General features: G+C 72.2%; 17 protein-coding genes. 12 read left to right on the forward strand and 5 right to left on the reverse strand.

Features of this window, described 5'->3' with window-relative positions:
- Positions 1-180: 180 nt before the first annotated feature.
- Entirely contained in the window at positions 181-1,083 is a 903-nt protein-coding gene (locus ACFYSH_RS27205; RefSeq protein ID WP_359469322.1) for an A/G-specific adenine glycosylase, read from the reverse strand.
- A gap of 261 nt (positions 1,084-1,344) precedes the next feature.
- Here ACFYSH_RS27205 and ACFYSH_RS27210 point away from each other — a divergent pair, with 261 nt between their 5' ends.
- A complete protein-coding gene (locus ACFYSH_RS27210; RefSeq protein WP_388755988.1) occupies positions 1,345-2,172 on the forward strand; it encodes a hypothetical protein in 828 nt (275 codons plus the stop codon).
- A gap of 48 nt (positions 2,173-2,220) precedes the next feature.
- Here the strand turns inward: ACFYSH_RS27210 and disA are convergent, their stop codons facing one another.
- Both disA and radA read right to left on the reverse strand, forming a co-directional pair.
- Complete coding sequence (gene disA / locus ACFYSH_RS27215) at positions 2,221-3,345, reverse strand: DNA integrity scanning diadenylate cyclase DisA (RefSeq protein WP_359469325.1); 1,125 nt, start codon at positions 3,343-3,345, stop codon at positions 2,221-2,223.
- Positions 3,346-3,425: 80 nt separating this feature from the next.
- The gene (radA, locus tag ACFYSH_RS27220) at positions 3,426-4,838 is read right to left on the reverse strand and encodes a DNA repair protein RadA (RefSeq protein WP_104786887.1); all 1,413 of its coding nucleotides are present in this window, start codon (positions 4,836-4,838) and stop codon (positions 3,426-3,428) included.
- Between the two features lie 135 nt (positions 4,839-4,973).
- Between radA and ACFYSH_RS27225 the strand changes: the two genes are divergently transcribed.
- The gene (locus ACFYSH_RS27225; RefSeq protein ID WP_388755964.1) at positions 4,974-6,854 is read left to right on the forward strand and encodes a hypothetical protein; all 1,881 of its coding nucleotides are present in this window, start codon (positions 4,974-4,976) and stop codon (positions 6,852-6,854) included.
- An 80-nt stretch (positions 6,855-6,934) separates the two neighbouring features.
- Here ACFYSH_RS27225 and ACFYSH_RS27230 read toward each other — a convergent pair whose 3' ends face one another.
- Positions 6,935-7,777, reverse strand: coding sequence for a hypothetical protein (locus ACFYSH_RS27230; protein ID WP_359469331.1), 843 nt, complete (start codon positions 7,775-7,777; stop codon positions 6,935-6,937).
- Positions 7,778-7,809: 32 nt separating this feature from the next.
- Between ACFYSH_RS27230 and ACFYSH_RS27235 the strand changes: the two genes are divergently transcribed.
- The 4 genes from ACFYSH_RS27235 to ilvD all read left to right on the forward strand — a co-directional run bounded on the left by ACFYSH_RS27235 (position 7,810) and on the right by ilvD (position 12,261).
- Positions 7,810-8,757, forward strand: coding sequence for a Ppx/GppA phosphatase family protein (locus ACFYSH_RS27235; RefSeq protein ID WP_359469333.1), 948 nt, complete (start codon positions 7,810-7,812; stop codon positions 8,755-8,757).
- 95 nt (positions 8,758-8,852) lie between these two features.
- A complete protein-coding gene (locus ACFYSH_RS27240) occupies positions 8,853-9,665 on the forward strand; it encodes a sugar phosphate isomerase/epimerase (RefSeq protein WP_359469380.1) in 813 nt (270 codons plus the stop codon).
- A complete protein-coding gene (locus ACFYSH_RS27245; RefSeq protein ID WP_359469335.1) occupies positions 9,662-10,285 on the forward strand; it encodes a TetR family transcriptional regulator in 624 nt (207 codons plus the stop codon). The genes ACFYSH_RS27240 and ACFYSH_RS27245 overlap by 4 nt, the downstream gene beginning before the upstream one ends.
- A 125-nt stretch (positions 10,286-10,410) precedes the next feature.
- The gene (gene ilvD, locus ACFYSH_RS27250; protein WP_359469338.1) at positions 10,411-12,261 is read left to right on the forward strand and encodes a dihydroxy-acid dehydratase; all 1,851 of its coding nucleotides are present in this window, start codon (positions 10,411-10,413) and stop codon (positions 12,259-12,261) included.
- 34 nt (positions 12,262-12,295) lie between these two features.
- Here the strand turns inward: ilvD and ACFYSH_RS27255 are convergent, their stop codons facing one another.
- Positions 12,296-14,374 (reverse strand): PQQ-binding-like beta-propeller repeat protein, encoded by a 2,079-nt coding sequence (locus ACFYSH_RS27255; RefSeq protein WP_388755992.1) that lies wholly within the window; start codon positions 14,372-14,374, stop codon positions 12,296-12,298.
- On the opposite strand from ACFYSH_RS27255, the gene ACFYSH_RS27260 reads away from it, so the two are divergent.
- The 6 genes from ACFYSH_RS27260 (at position 14,312) to proC (ending at position 18,159) form a co-directional block, all read left to right on the forward strand.
- Positions 14,312-14,446: a hypothetical protein gene (locus tag ACFYSH_RS27260; RefSeq protein ID WP_388755995.1), complete on the forward strand. Its 135-nt coding sequence runs from the start codon at positions 14,312-14,314 to the stop codon at positions 14,444-14,446. The genes ACFYSH_RS27255 and ACFYSH_RS27260 overlap by 63 nt on opposite strands.
- A 147-nt stretch (positions 14,447-14,593) precedes the next feature.
- Entirely contained in the window at positions 14,594-14,929 is a 336-nt protein-coding gene (locus ACFYSH_RS27265; protein WP_359469340.1) for an SH3 domain-containing protein, read from the forward strand.
- 34 nt (positions 14,930-14,963) lie between these two features.
- On the forward strand, positions 14,964-15,509 hold the full coding sequence (locus ACFYSH_RS27270) for a hypothetical protein (protein ID WP_388755969.1): 546 nt from the start codon (positions 14,964-14,966) through the stop codon (positions 15,507-15,509).
- Between the two features lie 223 nt (positions 15,510-15,732).
- On the forward strand, positions 15,733-16,530 hold the full coding sequence (locus ACFYSH_RS27275) for an ABC transporter ATP-binding protein (RefSeq protein WP_388755971.1): 798 nt from the start codon (positions 15,733-15,735) through the stop codon (positions 16,528-16,530).
- The gene (locus ACFYSH_RS27280) at positions 16,527-17,285 is read left to right on the forward strand and encodes an ABC transporter permease (RefSeq protein WP_359469347.1); all 759 of its coding nucleotides are present in this window, start codon (positions 16,527-16,529) and stop codon (positions 17,283-17,285) included. The genes ACFYSH_RS27275 and ACFYSH_RS27280 overlap by 4 nt, the downstream gene beginning before the upstream one ends.
- A gap of 64 nt (positions 17,286-17,349) precedes the next feature.
- On the forward strand, positions 17,350-18,159 hold the full coding sequence (gene proC, locus ACFYSH_RS27285; protein WP_359469349.1) for a pyrroline-5-carboxylate reductase: 810 nt from the start codon (positions 17,350-17,352) through the stop codon (positions 18,157-18,159).
- The last annotated feature ends 545 nt before the right edge of the window (positions 18,160-18,704 follow it).

Consider the following 18,704-nt stretch of genomic DNA (forward strand, 5'->3'; position numbering starts at 1 on the left):
CCGTGTACCGCCGTCGGCCGGGTGGTCCCGTGCCGACGTCAGCGACGCTACGGAGGCGTTGTCACGAGGCTGTGCGGAGCAGCCGTAGGCGGACGCACGGCTGTCCATCGGTTGTGTAACAGCCGCTGGACAGCCGCTGCACAGGCCCGGTCCGCCGAAGGGTGGTCGGGTCAGGTCGGGTCAGGTCAGCGGAAGCCGGTACCGGCCGTTCGCCAGCGGCTCGACCAGCCCGTCGGCGACGAGCCCGTCCAGGGCGCGCGCCCGCTGCACGGGTTCCTCCCACACCGCGTCCAGCGCAGACTGCGGCACCGGTGTGACCGCGTCGCGGAGCACCGCGAGCAGCCGCCCCCGCACCTGCCGGTCCGTACCGGCATAGGTCTGGCCCCGGCGCGGTGGCCCCTGGTGGGCGGGCTTCCCGGCCAGCCGCCATGCGCACTGGCCGGAGATCGGGCAGCGCGAGCAGTCCTCGTTCTTCGCGGTGCACACCAGTGCGCCGAGTTCCATCGTGGCCGCCGCCCAGCGGGCGGCGCGCTCGTCCTCATCGGGGAGCAGCGCACGGGCGAGTTTGCGCTCGGCCGCGGTGGTCGCGTTCGGCGGGTACTGGATGCCGGTGGCCGCCCGGGCGAACACCCTGCGGACGTTCGTGTCGAGCACGGCATGCCGCTGCCCGTACGCGAACGAGGCCACGGCCGCGGCCGTGTACTCCCCGATCCCGGGAAGTGCGAGCAGCTGGCCGTGCTCGCTCGGCACGTCACCGCCGTGGCGTTCCGCTATCGCCTGCGCGGCCCCGTGCAGGCGCAGCGCGCGGCGCGGGTAACCGAGCCGGCCCCAGGCGCGGACCGCTTCCCCCGGTGCGTCGGCGGAGAGGTCCGCCGGGCGCGGCCAGCGGGCCATCCACTGTTCGTAGACCGGAAGGACTCGGTTCACCGGGGTCTGCTGCAGCATGAATTCGCTAACCATCACACCCCAGGCACCCGCTTCGGGGCGGCGCCAGGGCAGATCGCGGGCGTGCTGCTCGAACCACCCGATGACGGGGGCATGGAGGGAGGCGGGGGGCGTCTGTGTCGAAGTCGTGGCAGTCATCGCACCTACGATCCTGGCACGGAAGGCGGGACATCGGGCACGGCTACGGGGGTGTCGGCCCGGCTGACGGCTCAGGGGGTGATAACGCCACCCGTTCTGACCCCTCGCGAGCCCCTGGAGGACCCGAGCCGGGGCAAAGCGGCTAAAAGCGCCCCGCGAACGGCCGCTCCGTGATGATGATCCGGAAAACTTGTCGATCAGAGCGGCGGTTGGGGGCCGGAGTTGGCGTGGATCTCTCGTACAGTTCGGTCCGTGGGATCTATGCGCAATCCGGTCGGGCCGCTTCCCTCCAGCATCTACTGGCGTCGGAGAACAGTAGCGGTGCTGGTGGTCGTGCTGCTCGCGGCGCTGGTCGCATGGGCCGTCACCACGACGGGTGGCGGCGACGACGGCGGGCAGGACGACGGGAAGCCCGGAGGCTCCGTACCCGCTCCGTCCATCACTCCGGGACCGTCGAGCTCCGGTCCGGTCGCCGGCCAACCCCCTGGCGGGCGCGACGAGTCGGGGAGCCCCGGAGCCGGCACGGGCACGGGATCCGCGGACGGCGGCGGAAGCACCGGGACGGGCGGCGCGGCGGGATCGGACACCGCTGGAGCGGACGGCTCCGCATCGGCCGGTACGGGCGCGGGCACCGGCGGCAGTACCGGAGGCAGTACGGGCGGCCAGCAGGTTCCGGCCGGCTCGACGCTCCCCGACTGCAAGCCGGCCGTGCTGCGGTTGAGCCTGAAGACGGACATCAGCTACGGACCCGACGACAAGCCCGAGTTCCGGCTGAGCGCCAGGAACACCTCGGCTGCCGACTGCAAGGCCGACTTCGGTCCGAAGAGCGCGGTGCTCACGATCACCGAAGCCGGTGAGGACGACGAGCGGGTGTGGACCTCGAAGGACTGCCCGAAGAACGGCGCCCTGTTCCTGCGGGTCCCCGCCGGAGCGACGGTCGTCCACACCGTGGAGTGGGACCGCAAGGGGAGTGCGCCCAAGTGCGCGACACCGCCGGTGAAGGCCGCGGGCCCCGGGACGTACCTGCTGGAGGCCGAGGTGCCGGGCGAGACCGTGCAGCGCGCCTCGTTCGTGCTGGCGAAGGACTGACAAGCCGGTAGGGCCCCACCGGAACCGGTGGGGCCCTACCCGCCGGCCTCAGACGTACCGCTCCAGGATCGAGGACTCCGCCAGCCGCGAAAGGCCCTCCCGGACGCTGCGGGCCCGCGCCTCGCCGACCCCGTCCACGGCCTGGAGGTCGTCCACGCTCGCGGCGAGCAGCTTCTGCAGGCCGCCGAAGTGTTCCACCAGTCGCTCGATGATCGCCCCGGGCAGCCGCGGCACCTTCGCCAGGAGCCGGAAGCCCCGCGGGGAGACCGCCGAGTCCAGCGTCTCCGGCGACCCGCTGTAGCCCAGCGCCCTGGCCACCACGGGGAGTTCGAGAAGCTCGGTGTGGGTGAGCGTGTCGAGCTCGGCCAGCGCCTCAGGGACCGTACGGGACCGTTTCGCGGTCGGCTCGGGTACGTAGTCGCGTACGACCAGCTCCCGCTCCGGCTCCACGCCCGCGATCAACTCGTCGAGTTGGAGGGACAGGAGGCGACCGTCGGTGCCCAGCTCCACCACGTACTCGGCGATCTCTGTCGCGATCCGCCGCACCATCTCCAGCCGCTGAGAGACCGCCGTCACGTCCCGGACCGTCACCAGGTCCTCGATCTCCAGCGCGGAGAGCGTCCCGGCGACCTCGTCCAGCCTGAGCTTGTACCGCTCCAGGGTGGCGAGTGCCTGATTGGCGCGCGACAGGATCGCTGAGGACTCCTCGAGGACCCGCCGCTCACCGTCCACGTACAGCGCGATCAGACGCATCGACTGGGAGACCGACACCACCGGGAAGCCACACGCCTTGGAGACGCGGTCCGCCGTGCGATGACGGGTGCCGGTCTCCTCGGTCGGGATGGAGGCGTCCGGGACCAGCTGCACGCCGGCCCGCAGGATCTTGGTCATGTCCTTGTCGAGGATCATCGCGCCGTCCAGCTTGCACAGTTCGCGCAGGCGCGTCGAGGTGAACTCCACGTCGAGCACGAAGCCGCCGGTACACATGGATTCGACGGTCTTGTCCATGCCGAGCACGATCAGTCCGCCGGTGTTGCCGCGGAGGATGCGCTCCAGGCCGTCGCGGAGGGCCGTTCCGGGCGCGACCGCGCTCAACGAGGCGCGCATCAGCGCCTCGTTCCCCGTGCCTTGGCCGGACTTTCCGGGCGATGCTGCCCGGTCGTTGGCTGCCACTGCACTCCTCCGGTCACAGGTTTGCGGTGCCCTTGCGTCCCTCATACCGTTCGTACGGGCGGGCGAGACCAGGGCAAAGTCTACCGGCGTGCGCCGTCCTCCTGTGGTCCGTCCGGCCGAGACCTACGGGGGAGGACTCTCAGGGCATCGCCCATGTCGGCCACTTCTGTGACCTTCATACCGGCCGGGACCTGCCCCGGGTCCCTCGGGACGAGGGCGTGCTTGAACCCGAGACGGTACGCCTCCGCCAGCCTGCGCTGGACGCCCGTCACCCTTCTGACCTCCCCGGCCAGGCCCACTTCACCGATCGCGACCAGGTTCTTCGGGAGCGGTGTGTCGCTGGCCGCGCTGGCCAGGGCCAGGGCGATCGCGAGGTCCGCGGCCGGCTCGGTGAGCTTCACGCCGCCCACCGTCGCGCTGTAGATGTCCCGCTTGCCGAGGGCGCTGATCCGGCCCCGCTGTTCGAGGACGGCCAGCATCATCGAGACCCGGGAGGTCTCCAGGCCCGAGGTGGTGCGCCGGGGCGAGGGGATCTGGGAGTCGACCGTCAGCGCCTGCACCTCGGCGACGAGGGGGCGCTTGCCCTCCAGGGTGACCGTGAGGCAGGTGCCCGGGACGGGCTCGTCGCGACGGGTGAGGAAGAGCCCGGAGGGATCGGCGAGGCCGGTGATGCCCTCGTCGTGCAGCTCGAAGCAGCCGACCTCGTCCGTGGCGCCGTAGCGGTTCTTGACGCCCCGTACGAGCCGCAGGCGTGCGTGCCGGTCGCCCTCGAAGGACAGCACCACGTCGACGAGGTGCTCCAGGAGCCGCGGCCCCGCGATCGCGCCGTCCTTGGTCACATGGCCGACCAGGAGCGTCGACATGCCGCGCTCCTTGGAGGCCCTGATGAGCGCTCCAGCGACCTCGCGGACCTGCGCCATGCCGCCGGGCGCGCCGTCGATCTCCGGAGAGGCGACCGTCTGCACGGAGTCGAGGACGAGGAGGGACGGCTTGACCGCGTCCAGGTGCCCCAGGACCGCGGAGAGGTCGGTCTCGGCGGCCAGATACAGGTGGTCGTTGATCGCCCGGATCCGGTCGGCCCGCATCCGCACCTGGCTGGCGGACTCCTCGGCCGTGACGTAGAGGGTGCGGTGGTCGTCGCTCGCCGCCTTGGCGGCCACGTCCAGGAGCAGCGTCGACTTGCCGACGCCCGGCTCGCCGGCGAGCAGCACGACCGCGCCGGGGACGAGTCCTCCGCCGAGCACCCGGTCCAGCTCACCGACACCGGTCGAGCGCGCCGTGGCCTGGCGGCTGTCCACCTGGCCGATCGGCACGGCGGCGGTGGAGACCCGGCCGGCGGCCGTCGTACGCACCGCGGGGGCGCCGCCGAACTCCTCGACCGTCCCCCACGCCTGGCACTCCGGGCAGCGGCCGAGCCATTTGGCGGTCGTCCAGCCGCATTCGGTGCAGCGGTAGGACGGGCGGTCCTTCGCGGATTTCGTACGGGCAGCCATGGCGCCACCGTATAGGTGAGGACTGACAGCGCCGGTCGCGGGCGCGGGAGCCGAACATGTGCCCGATGCGGTAGTCCCGGTGGAATCCGGGATTGCTGTCCTCTTTCGAGTGAGATCGCCACCCGTAAGGGTTGAATGTCGGAAAGAGCCGTCGGGGTCCCGGCCGTACCTGCCTACGGTCGCCACGTGACGAGCAGCAGACTGGAGCCCCCCACGCACACCACCGGCGCACACCGGGCGCACCGCCGCGAGGCCCCATCGTCGGAGCGGCGGACGCCCGCACGTGACGAGCCCTATCTGGACGGCTTGTTCACCTACTGCCTCTCCGTGCTCTGCGACCACGAGGCCGCCACCGAGGCGCTCGGCGCGGTCCTGGCGATCGCCGAACGGCAGGACGGCCGGTGCCCCGCGGCCGAGGAGGAACGTAAATCCTGGCTGTACGCCCTGGCCAGATGGACGTGTCTGCGGGCCCTCACCGAGCAGCGGCGGGGCCGTCAGGCGCACCGGCGGCCGGCGGCCCCGCGTGGCGGCACCCCAGGGGAGGGCGCCCGTACGTCCGGCACCCGGGGACGTCGCTTCCCCCAGACCGGTCCCGGCACCCACGGCGCCGCCGAGGAGCCCGCCGGCTGTCCGGCGGAGTCCCTGGCGGCCGAAGCGCGTCGCCGCGAGCTCGCCCAGCTGGCCTGGCCCGAGGCCGCCGGCACCACCCCCGAGCAGCGAGAGGCCCTGGAGCTCGCCGTACGCCACGGGCTCACCCCGCGCGCCGTCGCCGCCGTACTCGGCCTCGAACCCGGCAGCGCCCGGGAGCTCCTGTCCGGCGCGGCCTGCGAGGTGGAGCGCACCCGGGCCGCCCTCGCCGTCGTCGAGACGGGTGACTGCCCCGCCGTCGCCCGGCTCACCGGCGCCCACCAGGTGCTGCTCCCGGCGGCCCTGCACCGGGAGCTCGTCCGGCACGTCGACGACTGCCCCCGCTGCCGCCTCGCCGCCGAGCGGGTCGGCGCGGCCGGGCCCTGGCCCGGCGCGACCGTCACCCCGGTCGCCGCGCTGCCGGTCGTGGAGGCGCCCCGTCCCTCGGTGCGCGTCGCGCTGGCGCACGCCCGGAGGATCCGGTCCGGCGCCCCGCGCTTCGGCCGGACGGGCTTCCCCCTGGACCCCAAGGACCACGCCGCGCGCCGGAACCGACTGCGCGCGCGGGTCGTCACGACGACGGTGGTGGCGGCGGTCGTCGCGGCCCCGGTGATCGCCCTGTGGGCCGCCTACCGGGGCGCGCCGCTGACCGGAGAGGGCCGGGACACCTCGGTCACCGCGACGGACGTGGACGGGGAACCGGGCTCCGAAGGCGACCCGTACGAGCACTACGAGCACGCGGGCAACGCCCGCCCCGACGGCCACGGCGGTTTCACGGAGGAGCCCGGGGCACCGACCGTCTCGGCCGAGGTGATCAGTGTCGGCGACGGCCCGGCCGGGACGAGTCCGCTCGCCGTCTCGGCCCGCTCGTCCGGCGGCCGTACGGCGATCACCCTGACCGCCACCGGATCCGAGGCGGTCGCCTGGTCGGCGCGGGCGGACGCCTCGTGGCTGCGCCTCAGCCGCACGTCCGGCACGCTCACCCCGGGCCGGAGCGTCACCTTCCACGTGTTCGTGGACAGCGCGGCCGAGCCGCGGGGCCCGTGGAGTGCCCGGGTCCTGCTCGACCCGTCGGGATCCGCGGTCGCGGTCGCCGGATACGGCGCCACGTCCCCGCGGCCGGGCAGCCCGGAGCCGTCCCAGGACGTGGATCCGTCCTCGGAGTCCCCGAGCCCCACGCCGTCCGCCCCGCCGTCGTCGACGGATCCGGCCCCGTCCCCCACGAACCCCACCGGCCCACCGGACCCGACGCCCACGCCGACCGGTCCGCCGACGGACACACCGGGCGCTCCCGGCCCCACACCGCCACCGTCCGGCGGACCCGGCGAGCCCGTGCCGTCCTCCGGCGCGACGACGGACCCGGGCTCGCCGTCCGGACCGGCCGGATGACGCAGCGGCGCCCCGGGAGCGAGGCGGAACGTTTGTCCGCGGCCCCCGGGCCACCGCGGAAGGGCGGCAGCGGGAAGGACTCAGGCGGGATCGGCCGGATGCGGCGCCATCGGCAGCAGCGACGACAGCCGCTGCTCGCACAGCTCGGCCAGCCGGGCGTAGGCCTCCTCGCCCATCATCTCGGTGAGCTCGGGACGGTAGGACACGTAGACCGGGTCACCGGCCCCGTGCGCGGACGTCGCCGACGTGCACCACCAGTGCAGGTCGTGCCCGCCCGGACCCCAGCCCCGGCGGTCGTACTCCCCGATCGACACCTGGAGCACGCGCGTGTCGTCGGGCCGCTCGATCCAGTCGTACGTACGGCGGACCGGCAGCTGCCAGCACACGTCCGGCTTGGTCTCCAGCGGCTCCTTGCCCTCCTTGAGGGCCAGGATGTGCAGGGAACAGCCCATGCCCCCCGCGAAACCGGGGCGGTTCTGGAAGATGCAGGAGCCCTCCCAGCGCCGCGTCTGGCGCTCGCCGTCCTCGTCGACGCCGACCCAGCCCGTCTTCGTGCCGACGTCGTGGAACTGCCACAGCTCCGGCGTGAGCCGCGCGACGTGCCCGGCCACCCGCTCCTCGTCGTCCTTGTCCGAGAAGTGCGCGCCCAGCGTGCAGCAGCCGTCGTCCGCACGGCCCGCCTGGATGCCCTGGCAGCCGCTGCCGAAGACACAGGTCCACCTGGACGTCAGCCAGGTCAGATCACACCGGAAGACCTGCTCGTCGTCGGCGGGGTCGGGGAATTCGACCCAGGCCCGCGCGAAGTCGAGGCCCTTCTCGTCGGGCCCGTCCGGCCCCGTTGCTTCCGGCTGCCGCATCTCCTGCTTCGTTTTCTGCTGCTTCTTCGTGACTTTGTCCGGCTTCGCCTTTTTCGTCTTTGGCACGTGCCCAGAGTAAGCCGCAGTAGCGTTCCCGTATGAGACTCGGAGTCCTCGATGTGGGGTCGAACACGGTGCACCTTCTGGTGGTCGACGCGCACCCCGGTGCCCGCCCCCAGCCCGCCCACTCGCACAAAGCGGAACTGCGGCTCGCCGAACTGCTCGACAAGGACGGTGCGATCGGCCCCAAGGGCGTGAACCGCCTGGTGACCACGGTCGCCGACGCCCTCCAGGCAGCCGAGGACAAGGGCTGCGAGGACGTGCTCGCCTTCGCCACCTCGGCCGTGCGGGAGGCGGGCAACGCGGACGAGGTGCTGGCCCGGGTGCGGGACGAGACCGGCGTCGCCCTCGCCGTCCTCAGCGGTGCGGAGGAGGCCCGGCTGACGTTCCTGGCCGCCCGCCGCTGGTTCGGCTGGTCCGCGGGCAAGCTGCTCGTCCTCGACATCGGCGGCGGTTCGCTGGAGGTCGGCTACGGGATGGACGAGGAGCCCGACGCCGCCGTCTCGCTGCCGTTCGGCGCCGGCCGCCTCACCGCCGGCTGGCTCCCGGGCGATCCGCCGGACCCGACCGCCGTACGGGCGCTCCGCCGCCATGTCCGGGCCGGTATCGCCCGTACGGTCGGCGAGTTCACCCGGCTGGGCCCGCCCGACCGTGTCGTGGGGACCTCCAAGACCTTCCGGCAGCTCGCCAGGATCACGGGCGCAGCGCGCTCCGCCGAGGGGCTCTACGTGCAGCGCGTCCTCACCCGCAAGGCCCTGGAGGAGTGGGTGCCGAAGCTGTCCTCGATGACCGTCGCGCAGCGGGGGAACCTGCCAGGGGTCACCGAGGGGCGTGCCGCACAGCTCCTGGCCGGAGCCCTGGTCGCCGAGGGCGCCATGGACCTGTTCGGGGTCGAGGAGCTGGAGATATGCCCCTGGGCGCTGCGCGAGGGGGTCATCCTGCGCCGCCTCGACCACCTGCCGGCGGAGCAGGTTGCCCTGACCTGATCCCGGCCGCCGCCGCTCATGGTCCTTGTCACTTTCAGCCGGGCTCCCTCGGCGTCGCGTACGGCTGCCCGTACCCTGGCCAGGTGGCAGAACCAGTGGTGCGCATCCCGGCTGCGAAGGTCGCCCTGTCGACGGCTTCCGTTTATCCGGAGTCGACGGCGACGGCCTTCGAGATCGCCGCGCGCCTCGGGTACGACGGCGTCGAGGTCATGGTCTGGACCGACCCCGTCAGCCAGGACATCGAGGCGTTGAAGCGGCTGTCGGACTACCACCAGGTGCCGATCCTGGCGGTGCACGCGCCCTGTCTGCTGATCACCCAGCGGGTCTGGTCCACCGACCCGTGGGTGAAGCTCCAGCGGGCCAGGGCCGCCGCGGAGAAGCTCGGTGCCTCGGCGGTGGTCGTCCACCCGCCGTTCCGGTGGCAGCGCAACTACGCCCGCGACTTCGTCACCGGCATCTGGCGCATGGCGGGCGAGACCGACGTGCGCTTCGCGGTGGAGAACATGTACCCGTGGCGTTACCGGGACCGCGAGATGCTGGCGTACGCCCCCGCCTGGGACGTCAGCAACGACGACTACCGGCACTTCACGGTGGACCTCTCGCACACCGCGACCGCGCGCACCGACAGCCTGGCGATGGTGGACCGGATGGGCGACCGGCTCGCCCATGTCCACCTCGCCGACGGCAAGGGCTCGGCCAAGGACGAACACCTGGTGCCGGGCCGGGGCGACCAGCCGTGCGCGGAACTGCTGGAGCGGCTGGCCCGCACCGGTTTCGACGGCCATGTGGTCATCGAGGTCAACACCCGCCGCGCCATGTCCTCGGCCGAACGTGAGGCCGATCTCGCCGAAGCGCTCGCCTTCACCCGCCTCCACCTGGCGTCGCCGGCACGGGCACCCCGCCCGTGACTCCCGGCGCAGACGGCCCGTCCCCCCGGCGCAGGGGCCGCCCCTCCCGTACGGAGGACACCACCGGCCCCGACACCAGGACCCGGATCCTGGAGGCGGCCCGCACGGAATTCGCCGAACGCGGTTACGACAAGACGTCGGTCCGGGGCATCGCCAGGGCGGCTGAGGTCGACGCCGCCCTGGTCCACCACTACTTCGGGACCAAGGACGAGGTGTTCGCCGCGGCCGTCGAGCTCTCCTTCGAGCCCGCCCTCGTCATCCCCGAGGTCCTCGGCGGACCGTCGGAGGACCTCGGGGAGCGGATGGCCCGGTATTTCATCGGCGTGTGGGAGAACCCGGTGTCCCGGGCCCCGCTGCTGGCGGTCCTGCGCTCGGCGCTCACGCACGAGGCGGCGGCGAAAGTGCTGCGCACCTTCGTGCTGCGCCGGATGCTGGAGCGGATCGCGACGCAGCTGGACGTGCCCGACCCGGCCTTCCGCGTCGAGCTGGCGGCCTCGCACCTGCTCGGCATCGCGCTCCTGCGGTACGTCGTCCAGGCGGAGCCGCTGGCCTCCGCGGACCCCGAGGAGATCATCGCGACGGTGGCCCCCACGCTCCAGAGGTATCTGCGGGACGGCTGATCCGGGGGCCCGTCACCTGCCCGCCCATCGAACGCCCCGTCCCGCCTGTCGGACAGTATGTCCAGATCTTGGCACGAGGGGCGTACGCTCGGAGACAGTCTTTTCTGTCGAAGGAGCGAGCGACGATGCCCCAGCTGAGGTCCCGCACTGTCACCCACGGCCGCAACATGGCGGGCGCCCGTGCCCTTATGCGAGCGTCCGGCGTAGCCAGTGAGGACATCGGCAAGCCGATCATCGCGGTGGCCAACTCCTTCACCGAGTTCGTGCCGGGCCACACCCACCTCGCCCCCGTCGGCCGGATCGTCTCCGAGGCGATCAAGGCCGCGGGCGCGGTGCCCCGCGAGTTCAACACCATCGCGGTGGACGACGGCATCGCCATGGGGCACAACGGCATGCTCTACAGCCTGCCCTCCCGCGACCTGATCGCGGACAGTGTCGAGTACATGGTCGAGGCCCACTGCGCCGACGCCCTGATCTGCATCTCCAACTGCGACAAGATCACTCCCGGCATGCTGATGGCCGCGATGCGCCTCAACATCCCCACGGTGTTCGTCTCCGGCGGTCCGATGGAGGCCGGCAAGGCCACCCTCGTCGACGGCACGGTCCGCAAGCTCGACCTGGTCAACGCGATCAGCGACGCGGTCGACGAGAGCATCTCCGACGAGGACATCCTCCGCATCGAGGAGAACGCCTGCCCCACCTGCGGCAGCTGCTCCGGCATGTTCACCGCCAACTCGATGAACTGTCTGACCGAGGTCCTCGGCCTCTCGCTCCCGGGCAACGGTTCCGTCCTCGCCACGCACACTGCCCGCAAGGCGCTGTACGAGGACGCGGGCCGCACGGTCGTCGACATCACCCGGCGCTACTACGAGCAGGACGACGCGAGCGTCCTGCCCCGGGCCATCGGCACCCGTGCCGCGTTCGACAACGCCATGGCCCTCGACATCGCCATGGGCGGCTCGACCAACACGATCCTGCACCTGCTCGCCGCGGCGCAGGAGGCCGAACTCGCCTACGACCTCGACGACATCAACGAGGTCTCCCGCCGCGTGCCCTGTCTGTCGAAGGTCGCCCCCAACGTCGCCCCCGGCGGCACGTACTACATGGAGGACGTCCACCGGGCGGGCGGTATCCCCGCCCTCCTCGGCGAGCTGCACCGGGCCGGCCTCCTCAACGAGGACGTGCACTCGGTGCACTCCGACACCCTCGCCGAGTGGCTGAAGAACTGGGACGTCCGCGGCGGCTCCCCGTCACCCGAGGCCGTCGAGCTCTGGCACGCCGCCCCGGGCTGTGTCCGCAGCGCCACCGCCTTCTCCCAGTCCGAGCGCTGGGACACCCTCGACGTGGACGCGGCCGGTGGCTGCATCCGCGACCTGGAACACGCGTACTCCAAGGACGGCGGCCTCGCGGTCCTCAAGGGCAACCTCGCCGTGGACGGCTGCGTCGTAAAGACGGCGGGCGTCGACGAGTCGATCTGGACCTTCGAGGGCCCGGCCGTCGTCTGCGAGTCGCAGGACGACGCCGTCGACAAGATCCTCCGCAAGGAGATCAAGGACGGCGACGTCGTCGTCATCCGCTACGAGGGCCCCAAGGGCGGCCCCGGCATGCAGGAGATGCTCTACCCGACGTCGTTCCTCAAGGGCCGCGGCCTCGGCAAGACCTGCGCGCTCGTCACCGACGGCCGCTTCTCCGGCGGTACGTCGGGCCTCTCCATCGGCCACGCCTCGCCCGAGGCGGCCTCCGGCGGCGCGATCGCGCTGGTCGAGGACGGCGACCGGATCCGGATCGACATCCCGAACCGTTCGATCGAACTGCTCGTCACGGACGAGGACCTCGCCGCCCGCCGTGCGGCGCTGAACGGCGTGTACGCGCCGAAGAACCGTGACCGCCCGGTCTCGGCGGCGCTGCGCGCCTACGCCGCGATGGCCACGAGCGCGGACCGGGGCGCGGTCCGCGACGTCTCCAAGCTCGGCTGACCCGCAGCGGCCCCGTCCGGCCCCGTCCCTGGTCTCACCAGTGGGCGGGGTCGTCCGCGTCCACGGTGAAGACGGTCCCGTCCGGCGCGGTGCCGATGACGCTCCCGCCCAGGACGACGGGCGCGGGCAGGGACGAGGCGTGGCTGAGCTTGCCCTCCCTCAGCCTCGGACGTGTCTGGCCGAGCAGCGTCCCGTGCTCCGTGTCGACGGCGAGCAGCCGCCCGTCGGCGGCCGAGAAGAACAGCCGGCCGTCCGCTCCGAGAACGGGCGCCGAGGTCATCCCGACGGCCGTCTCCAGCCGCCACCGCTCGGCCCGCCCTCCACCAGGGCGGACGTCGACGGCCAGCAGCGTTCCGCCGCGCTCCAGGAGCAGGGCGGTGTCACCGTCCACGACGGTCTCCGGTCCGTTCATCCGGAAGGGCAGCGCGATGCGGGCCGTGTTCCCCAGCTCCGGGTCGTAGCGGACGAGCGCGGTGGTCTGCGCCCTGTCGTTCATCGAGGTCAGCAGGAGCGACCCGCCCGATGTCCCGGCCGGCGTGAGCATCCCTTCCAGCCTGCGCTGCCAGGCCGTCTTCCCGGTCCTCGCCTCGACGGCCGTGACCAGGGTGGTGGCCCCCTGCGCCGAGCTCTCGAACGCGTACGCGAGACCGGTCCCGGCGTCGTACAGGGCGAAACCCGGCCGGACGTGCCCCGGGACGGAATGCCGCCACCTGGAGGCGCCGGTCGCCGCGTCGAGTGCCTGGGGCGTGCCGTCCTGGCGGACCGTCAGCAGGGTGTCACCCGCCGGGAACGGGGTGTCGACGTACGGCGAGAGGTCCGTGTGCCAGAGCTCGGTGCCGCTGCCGGGGGAGTACGCGCGCAGCGTCCCGTCCGCGACGACGGTGTAGGCCGCGCTCCCGGACACCGCCCCGACGGGACGCGCGCCCTGCGAACTCCTCGACGACGTGTCCCGGTGCGACCAGACCACCCGGCCGTCCGAAGGGTCCAGCCGGGCCGTGCCGAAACCGGCGGTCACGCAGTACAGGGCGGGGTTCGCACCCGCTCCCGGGGCACAGGACGGAGTCGAGCTGCCCGGGGAGCGGAGAGGTGTCTGCCACGGCACGAAGGCCGCCGCGCGCTCCTGCTCCGCGCCGGCCTCCGCCTCCGGCGCCCCGGAGCCGCCCCAGGCACTGGCCGCCCAGAGACCTCCGGCCAGCAGCACCGCTGCCGCGGCGACGGCTGTGAGCCGGCGCCGTGTGCGACGGCTCCGCGCCACCCCGGGCCCGGACGGCAGCCCGTCCGCAGCCCGCACATGTGTCGTCTCCTCGTCCGCCCCCGTGTCCGTGCCCCCCGACTCGGCGGCGAGCGGCCTGCGCTGGACCGGTATGAAGGCGGCCGCCTCGTACGACGGGGGGTGCAGAGCGGCCATGATCTCGTCCGGGGTGGGGCGCTCCGCCGGATCCTTGGCCAGGCAGCGCCCGATCAGGGGCGAGAGATCCGCCGGCACTCCCGCGAGATCGGCCTCGTCGTGCACCACCTGGTAGGCCACGAGGTACGGGCTGTCCGAGTCGAAGGGCCCCCGGCCCGTCGCCGCGTGGACGAGCACCGCCCCCAGCGCGAAGACGTCCGCGGCCGGACCGACCTCGCGGGGCCGCTGGAACTGCTCGGGCGCCATGTACGGCGGCGAGCCGATCAGCTTGCCCGTCTCGGTGCGGAGGTCGCTGTCGTACGGGCGGGAGATCCCGAAGTCGATGACCTTGGGCCCGGAGTCGGGGAGCAGGACGTTGCTCGGCTTCAGGTCCCGGTGGATGACACCGGCCCGGTGGATGTCACGCAACGCCTCGGCGAGGCCGGCCGTGAGTCTGCGCAGCTCGGCGGGGCTCATCGGTCCGTTCCGCTTCACCTGTGCGGCGAGCGTCGGGCCGGGTACGTAGAGGGTGGCCATCCAGGGCAGTGCGGCCGCCGGATCGGCGTCCACGACCGGCGCGGTGAACGCCCCGCTGACCCGCCGGGCGGCCGCGACCTCCTGCCGGAAACGCGCCCTGAACTCGGGGTCCGTCGCATGCTGGCGATGCACCACCTTCACCGCGAGCTGAAGCCCGGAGGCGGAGCGCGCCAGGTGTACGACACCCATGCCGCCCGCGCCGAGACATGCCTCGAGCCGGTACTGCCCGGCGTACTCAGGATGCTCCGCTTCCGGATGTGATCCGGTCCCTCGCAGCGGCGGCATCGCCCACCCCCGTGTGTTCGTGCGCAAGCGCGACGCACGGAGCCTAGTCGATGGTGCGTGCGAGGAGCGTGGGGCTTGTTAGCCTGCGCGTCCTGCACATCGCTTTCAACGGGGGAGGCCCTCATGGGTGTTGAAGAGAACACCGTCGGAACAGTCGCCACGGACGTCGGCACGGTTGCCGGCGAGGAGGTCACGGCGCTCGCCGCGGACCCCGTCGTCTACCCGATCGCTCCGGGGTACCGCGTCAACGTGCGCAGGGGGCCCGGCACGCAGTACGGGATCGTCCGGACGCTGCCGTACGGGATGAGCGTCCCGGTGTACTGCCAGAAGCCGGGGGAACGGGTGTCCGGCCCGTACGGCACGTCGAACCTCTGGGACAACATCGCCAACGGCCAGTTCGTGTCGGACGCCTATGTCAAGACGGGCAGCGACGGCTACATCGCTCCGCGCTGCGACTGACGGAACCGGACCACGTCCGGGGATAATCGATTCCGTGAGCGAGAACAGCGAAGCCCCCGGAACGTCCTCGGCCGTGCCCTCCGGCGCCACCACGCCAGGGCCGCAGCCCGAGTCCCTCCGCCTCTTCGGTACGACCTGGGTCGACCACGACGGCGGATACCGGCTGCGGCGCGTGGGTGCCACCGTCGGGTCGCTCGTCGCGGCTGTCGCCGCGTGCTTCGTCCTGCGTTTCGCCTACCAGGGGCTGGAGATCGCCGAGGTCGGCAGCTTCGTCGGCATGCTGGTCGTGCTGATGTTCGCGATCTGCAGTGCCATCGCCTTCCGCAAGACCTGGGAGGGCTTCACGCGTCGCCCCGCGGACCCGTCCCAGGAGGACAGGCTGCGCGGCCTCAAGTCGATCGGCTTCATCGGCTCGCTCCTCGCCTACTTCATCCGCTCGTTCGTCGAGGCGCCGGGCGAGAAGCTGCGGCGTACGGAGTACGAGGCGGCCCTGGCCCGGTACGCGAAGCGCCGCTCGTCCCGGACCGGTAATCCGGCGGCCCGCAAGGGCGGCAAGGGAAGGCGCTCCGGACGCCGGTGAGCCGCCCGCGCGCCCACAGGCGGAACGCCTGACCGCGTCCACGCCCGCCCCCCTCTCGTTCGACAGTGCCGCCGCCCTGTACGCCGCGGCCCTCCGGCCGCTGCCCGCCCGGGGTGCCCAGGGCACCGCCGCCGAGCCCGGCCCCGTATGACCGGGAGACCGCACCGGTCGCTGCCGTCCGGCCCTCTTGACGAGCCGCCTCGCCAGGAACAATATTCATCACATGATGAATTTGTCGCGCACTGCGGACACGAGCGCCGTCTCGGCCCGCGCTCTGACCGTCGTACGGGGAGACCGCACGGTCCTGCGCGGCCTCGACTTCACCGTCGAGCCGGGCAGGATCACCGGCCTCCTCGGCCCGTCCGGCTGCGGGAAGTCCACGCTCATGCGAGCCGTCGTCGGCACCCAGACCAAGGTCACGGGCACGCTCGACGTCCTCGGCCGCCCGGCCGGGCACCCGTCCCTGCGGCAACGCGTCGGCTACGTCACCCAGGCACCGTCGGTCTACGCGGACCTCACCGTGCGGCAGAACCTGGACTACTTCGCGGCCGTGCTGCGGCCCGGGCGTGCCCACCGTGCCTTCCGCGAGGAAGCCGTCAGCCGCGCCATCGGCGACGTCGACCTCACCAGCCACGCCGACGCCCTCGCCACCGCCCTCTCCGGCGGCCAGCGCAGTCGCGTCTCCCTCGCCGTCGCTCTCCTCGGAACCCCCGAACTGCTGGTCCTCGACGAGCCGACCGTCGGCCTCGACCCCGTGCTGCGCCGCGATCTGTGGAACCTCTTCCACACCCTCGCCGACGACCGGGGCACCACGATCCTCGTCTCCTCCCACGTCATGGACGAGGCCGAGCGCTGCCACCGCCTGCTGCTCATGCGCGAGGGCGAGATCCTCGCCGACAACACCCCTGAGGCCCTCCGAGCCCGTACCGGCTCCGCCACCGTCGAAGAGGCATTCCTCCACCTGGTGGACCAGGCCTCCGTGGACGAAGCCGCCACCGCCCCCCAGGAGACGAGCCGATGAGTACCGACGCCCCCGCACTCTCCCCGGCCCGGACCCTCGCCACCGCCGGACGTGTCCTGCGCCAGCTCCGCCACGACCCCCGCACCATCGCGCTGCTGCTGATCGTCCCGGTCCTGATGATCACGCTGCTGCGTTACGTCTTCGACGCCGACACGGGCACCTTCGACGCCATCGGTGCCTCACTGCTCGGCATCTTCCCGCTGATCACCATGTTCCTGGTGACCTCGATCGCCACCCTCCGCGAACGCACCTCCGGCACCCTCGAGCGCCTCCTCGCCATGCCCCTCGGCAAGGGCGACCTGATCGCCGGGTACGCCCTGGCCTTCGGCGCCGTGGCCGTCGCCCAGTCCCTCCTGGCCACCGCGATGTCCGTCTGGGTCCTCGGACTGGACGTCGTCGGCTCACCCTGGCTGCTGCTCCTGGTGGCCCTGCTCGACGCCCTCCTCGGCACGGCACTCGGTCTGTTCGTCTCGGCCTTCGCCGCCTCGGAATTCCAGGCGGTCCAGTTCATGCCCGCCGTGATCTTCCCGCAGCTGCTGCTCTGCGGACTGTTCACTCCACGGGACCGCATGCACCCCGTACTCGAAGCGGTCTCCGACGTCCTGCCGATGTCGTACGCCGTCGACGGGATGAACCAGGTCCTCACCCACACCGACGTCACAGCCGACTTCTACCGCGACATCCTGATCGTCGCCGGCTGTGCCCTGCTCGTCCTCTGCCTGGGCGCCGCCACCCTTCGCCGCCGCACCACCTGACGACGCGGTGCGAGGATGGCGGCCAACGATCAGCACCGCGTACCGCCCCCGGAGGATGAACCGCATGACCCAGACAGTCGCAGTCCTCGGTACAGGAAAGATCGGCGAGGCGCTGCTCAGCGGCATGATCCGGGCGGGCTGGCGGGCCCGCGACCTGCTGGTGACCACCCGCCGCGCCGAGCGCGCCGAGGAGCTCCGCACCCGTTACGGCGTCGAGGCCGTCACCAACGCCGAGGCGGCCAAGAGCGCCGACATCCTCATCCTCGCGGTCAAGCCCCAGGACATGGGCCGGCTCCTCGAGGAGCTCGCCCCCCACGTCACCGCCGACCGCCTCGTCATCAGCGCCGCCGCCGGCATCACGACGGGGTTCATCGAGGACAGCCTCACCTCCGGCACCCCGGTCGTACGGGTCATGCCGAACACCCCCGTCCTGGTGGACGAGGGCATGTCCGTCATCTCCGCCGGCAGCCACGCCACCGCCGAGCACCTCGACCATGCCGAAGCGATCTTCGGAGGCGTCGGCAAGACCCTCCGGGTCCCCGAATCGCAGCAGGACGCGGCCACCGCGCTCTCCGGATCGGGACCCGCGTACTTCTACTTCCTCGTCGAGGCGATGACCGACGCCGGCATCCTGCTCGGCCTGCCCCGCGCACAGGCCCACGATCTGATCGTCCAGGCCGCCATCGGCGCGGCAGTCATGCTCCGGGACAGCGGCGAACACCCGGTCAAGCTCCGCGAAGCCGTCACCAGCCCGGCCGGGACGACCATCAGCGCCATCCGGGAGCTGGAGAACCACGGCGTACGGGCCGCCCTCATCGCCGCCCTGGAGGCTGCCCGCGACCGCAGCCGCGAGCTGGCCACGGGCAACGGCTGACCCGCTACTCCTTCGCCGCCGGCTTCTCGCTGCGCACCTCGCTCGCGAACCCACCGCCGTGCCACGCCACGACGGTGGGTTCGTCCGCGACACCTCTTCGGCACCGAGCCCCCAGCCCCGCGGCGTAGACGGTGCACGTCGCGTCGAGCGCGAGGAACACCTCGTAACCGAGAACGCCGCCCGGGCTGACAGGCCCACACCGGAGGCGGCCGAACCAGGGTTGACACGCCCGGGACTGCTCCGTAGTGTTCTCCGAGTTGTCCGACGTGAGCGCCGACTCCGGTCGGTCCCCGGACAGCCATTCCGCAGTAACCACTCGAAACGAGCGACCTCTGTCGTGCGTTTTTATGTGCACACGTGCGAAATGAGGAATCAGTGTTCGAAGGTGGCCCGATTAGCGTCGGGGCCGGGGATTCCGCTAAAGTCTCACTCGTCGGAACGGCCCCAGCGGCCCGGAAGACGAACCCCGCTGACTGGGAATCAGGCCCGAAAGGATCTGATAGAGTCGGACTCGCCGGAAAGGGAAACGCGAAAGCGAAGAACTG

It is taken from the genome of Streptomyces sp. NPDC005791 (genome assembly GCF_042871485.1).
GTDB lineage: Bacteria > Actinomycetota > Actinomycetes > Streptomycetales > Streptomycetaceae > Streptomyces.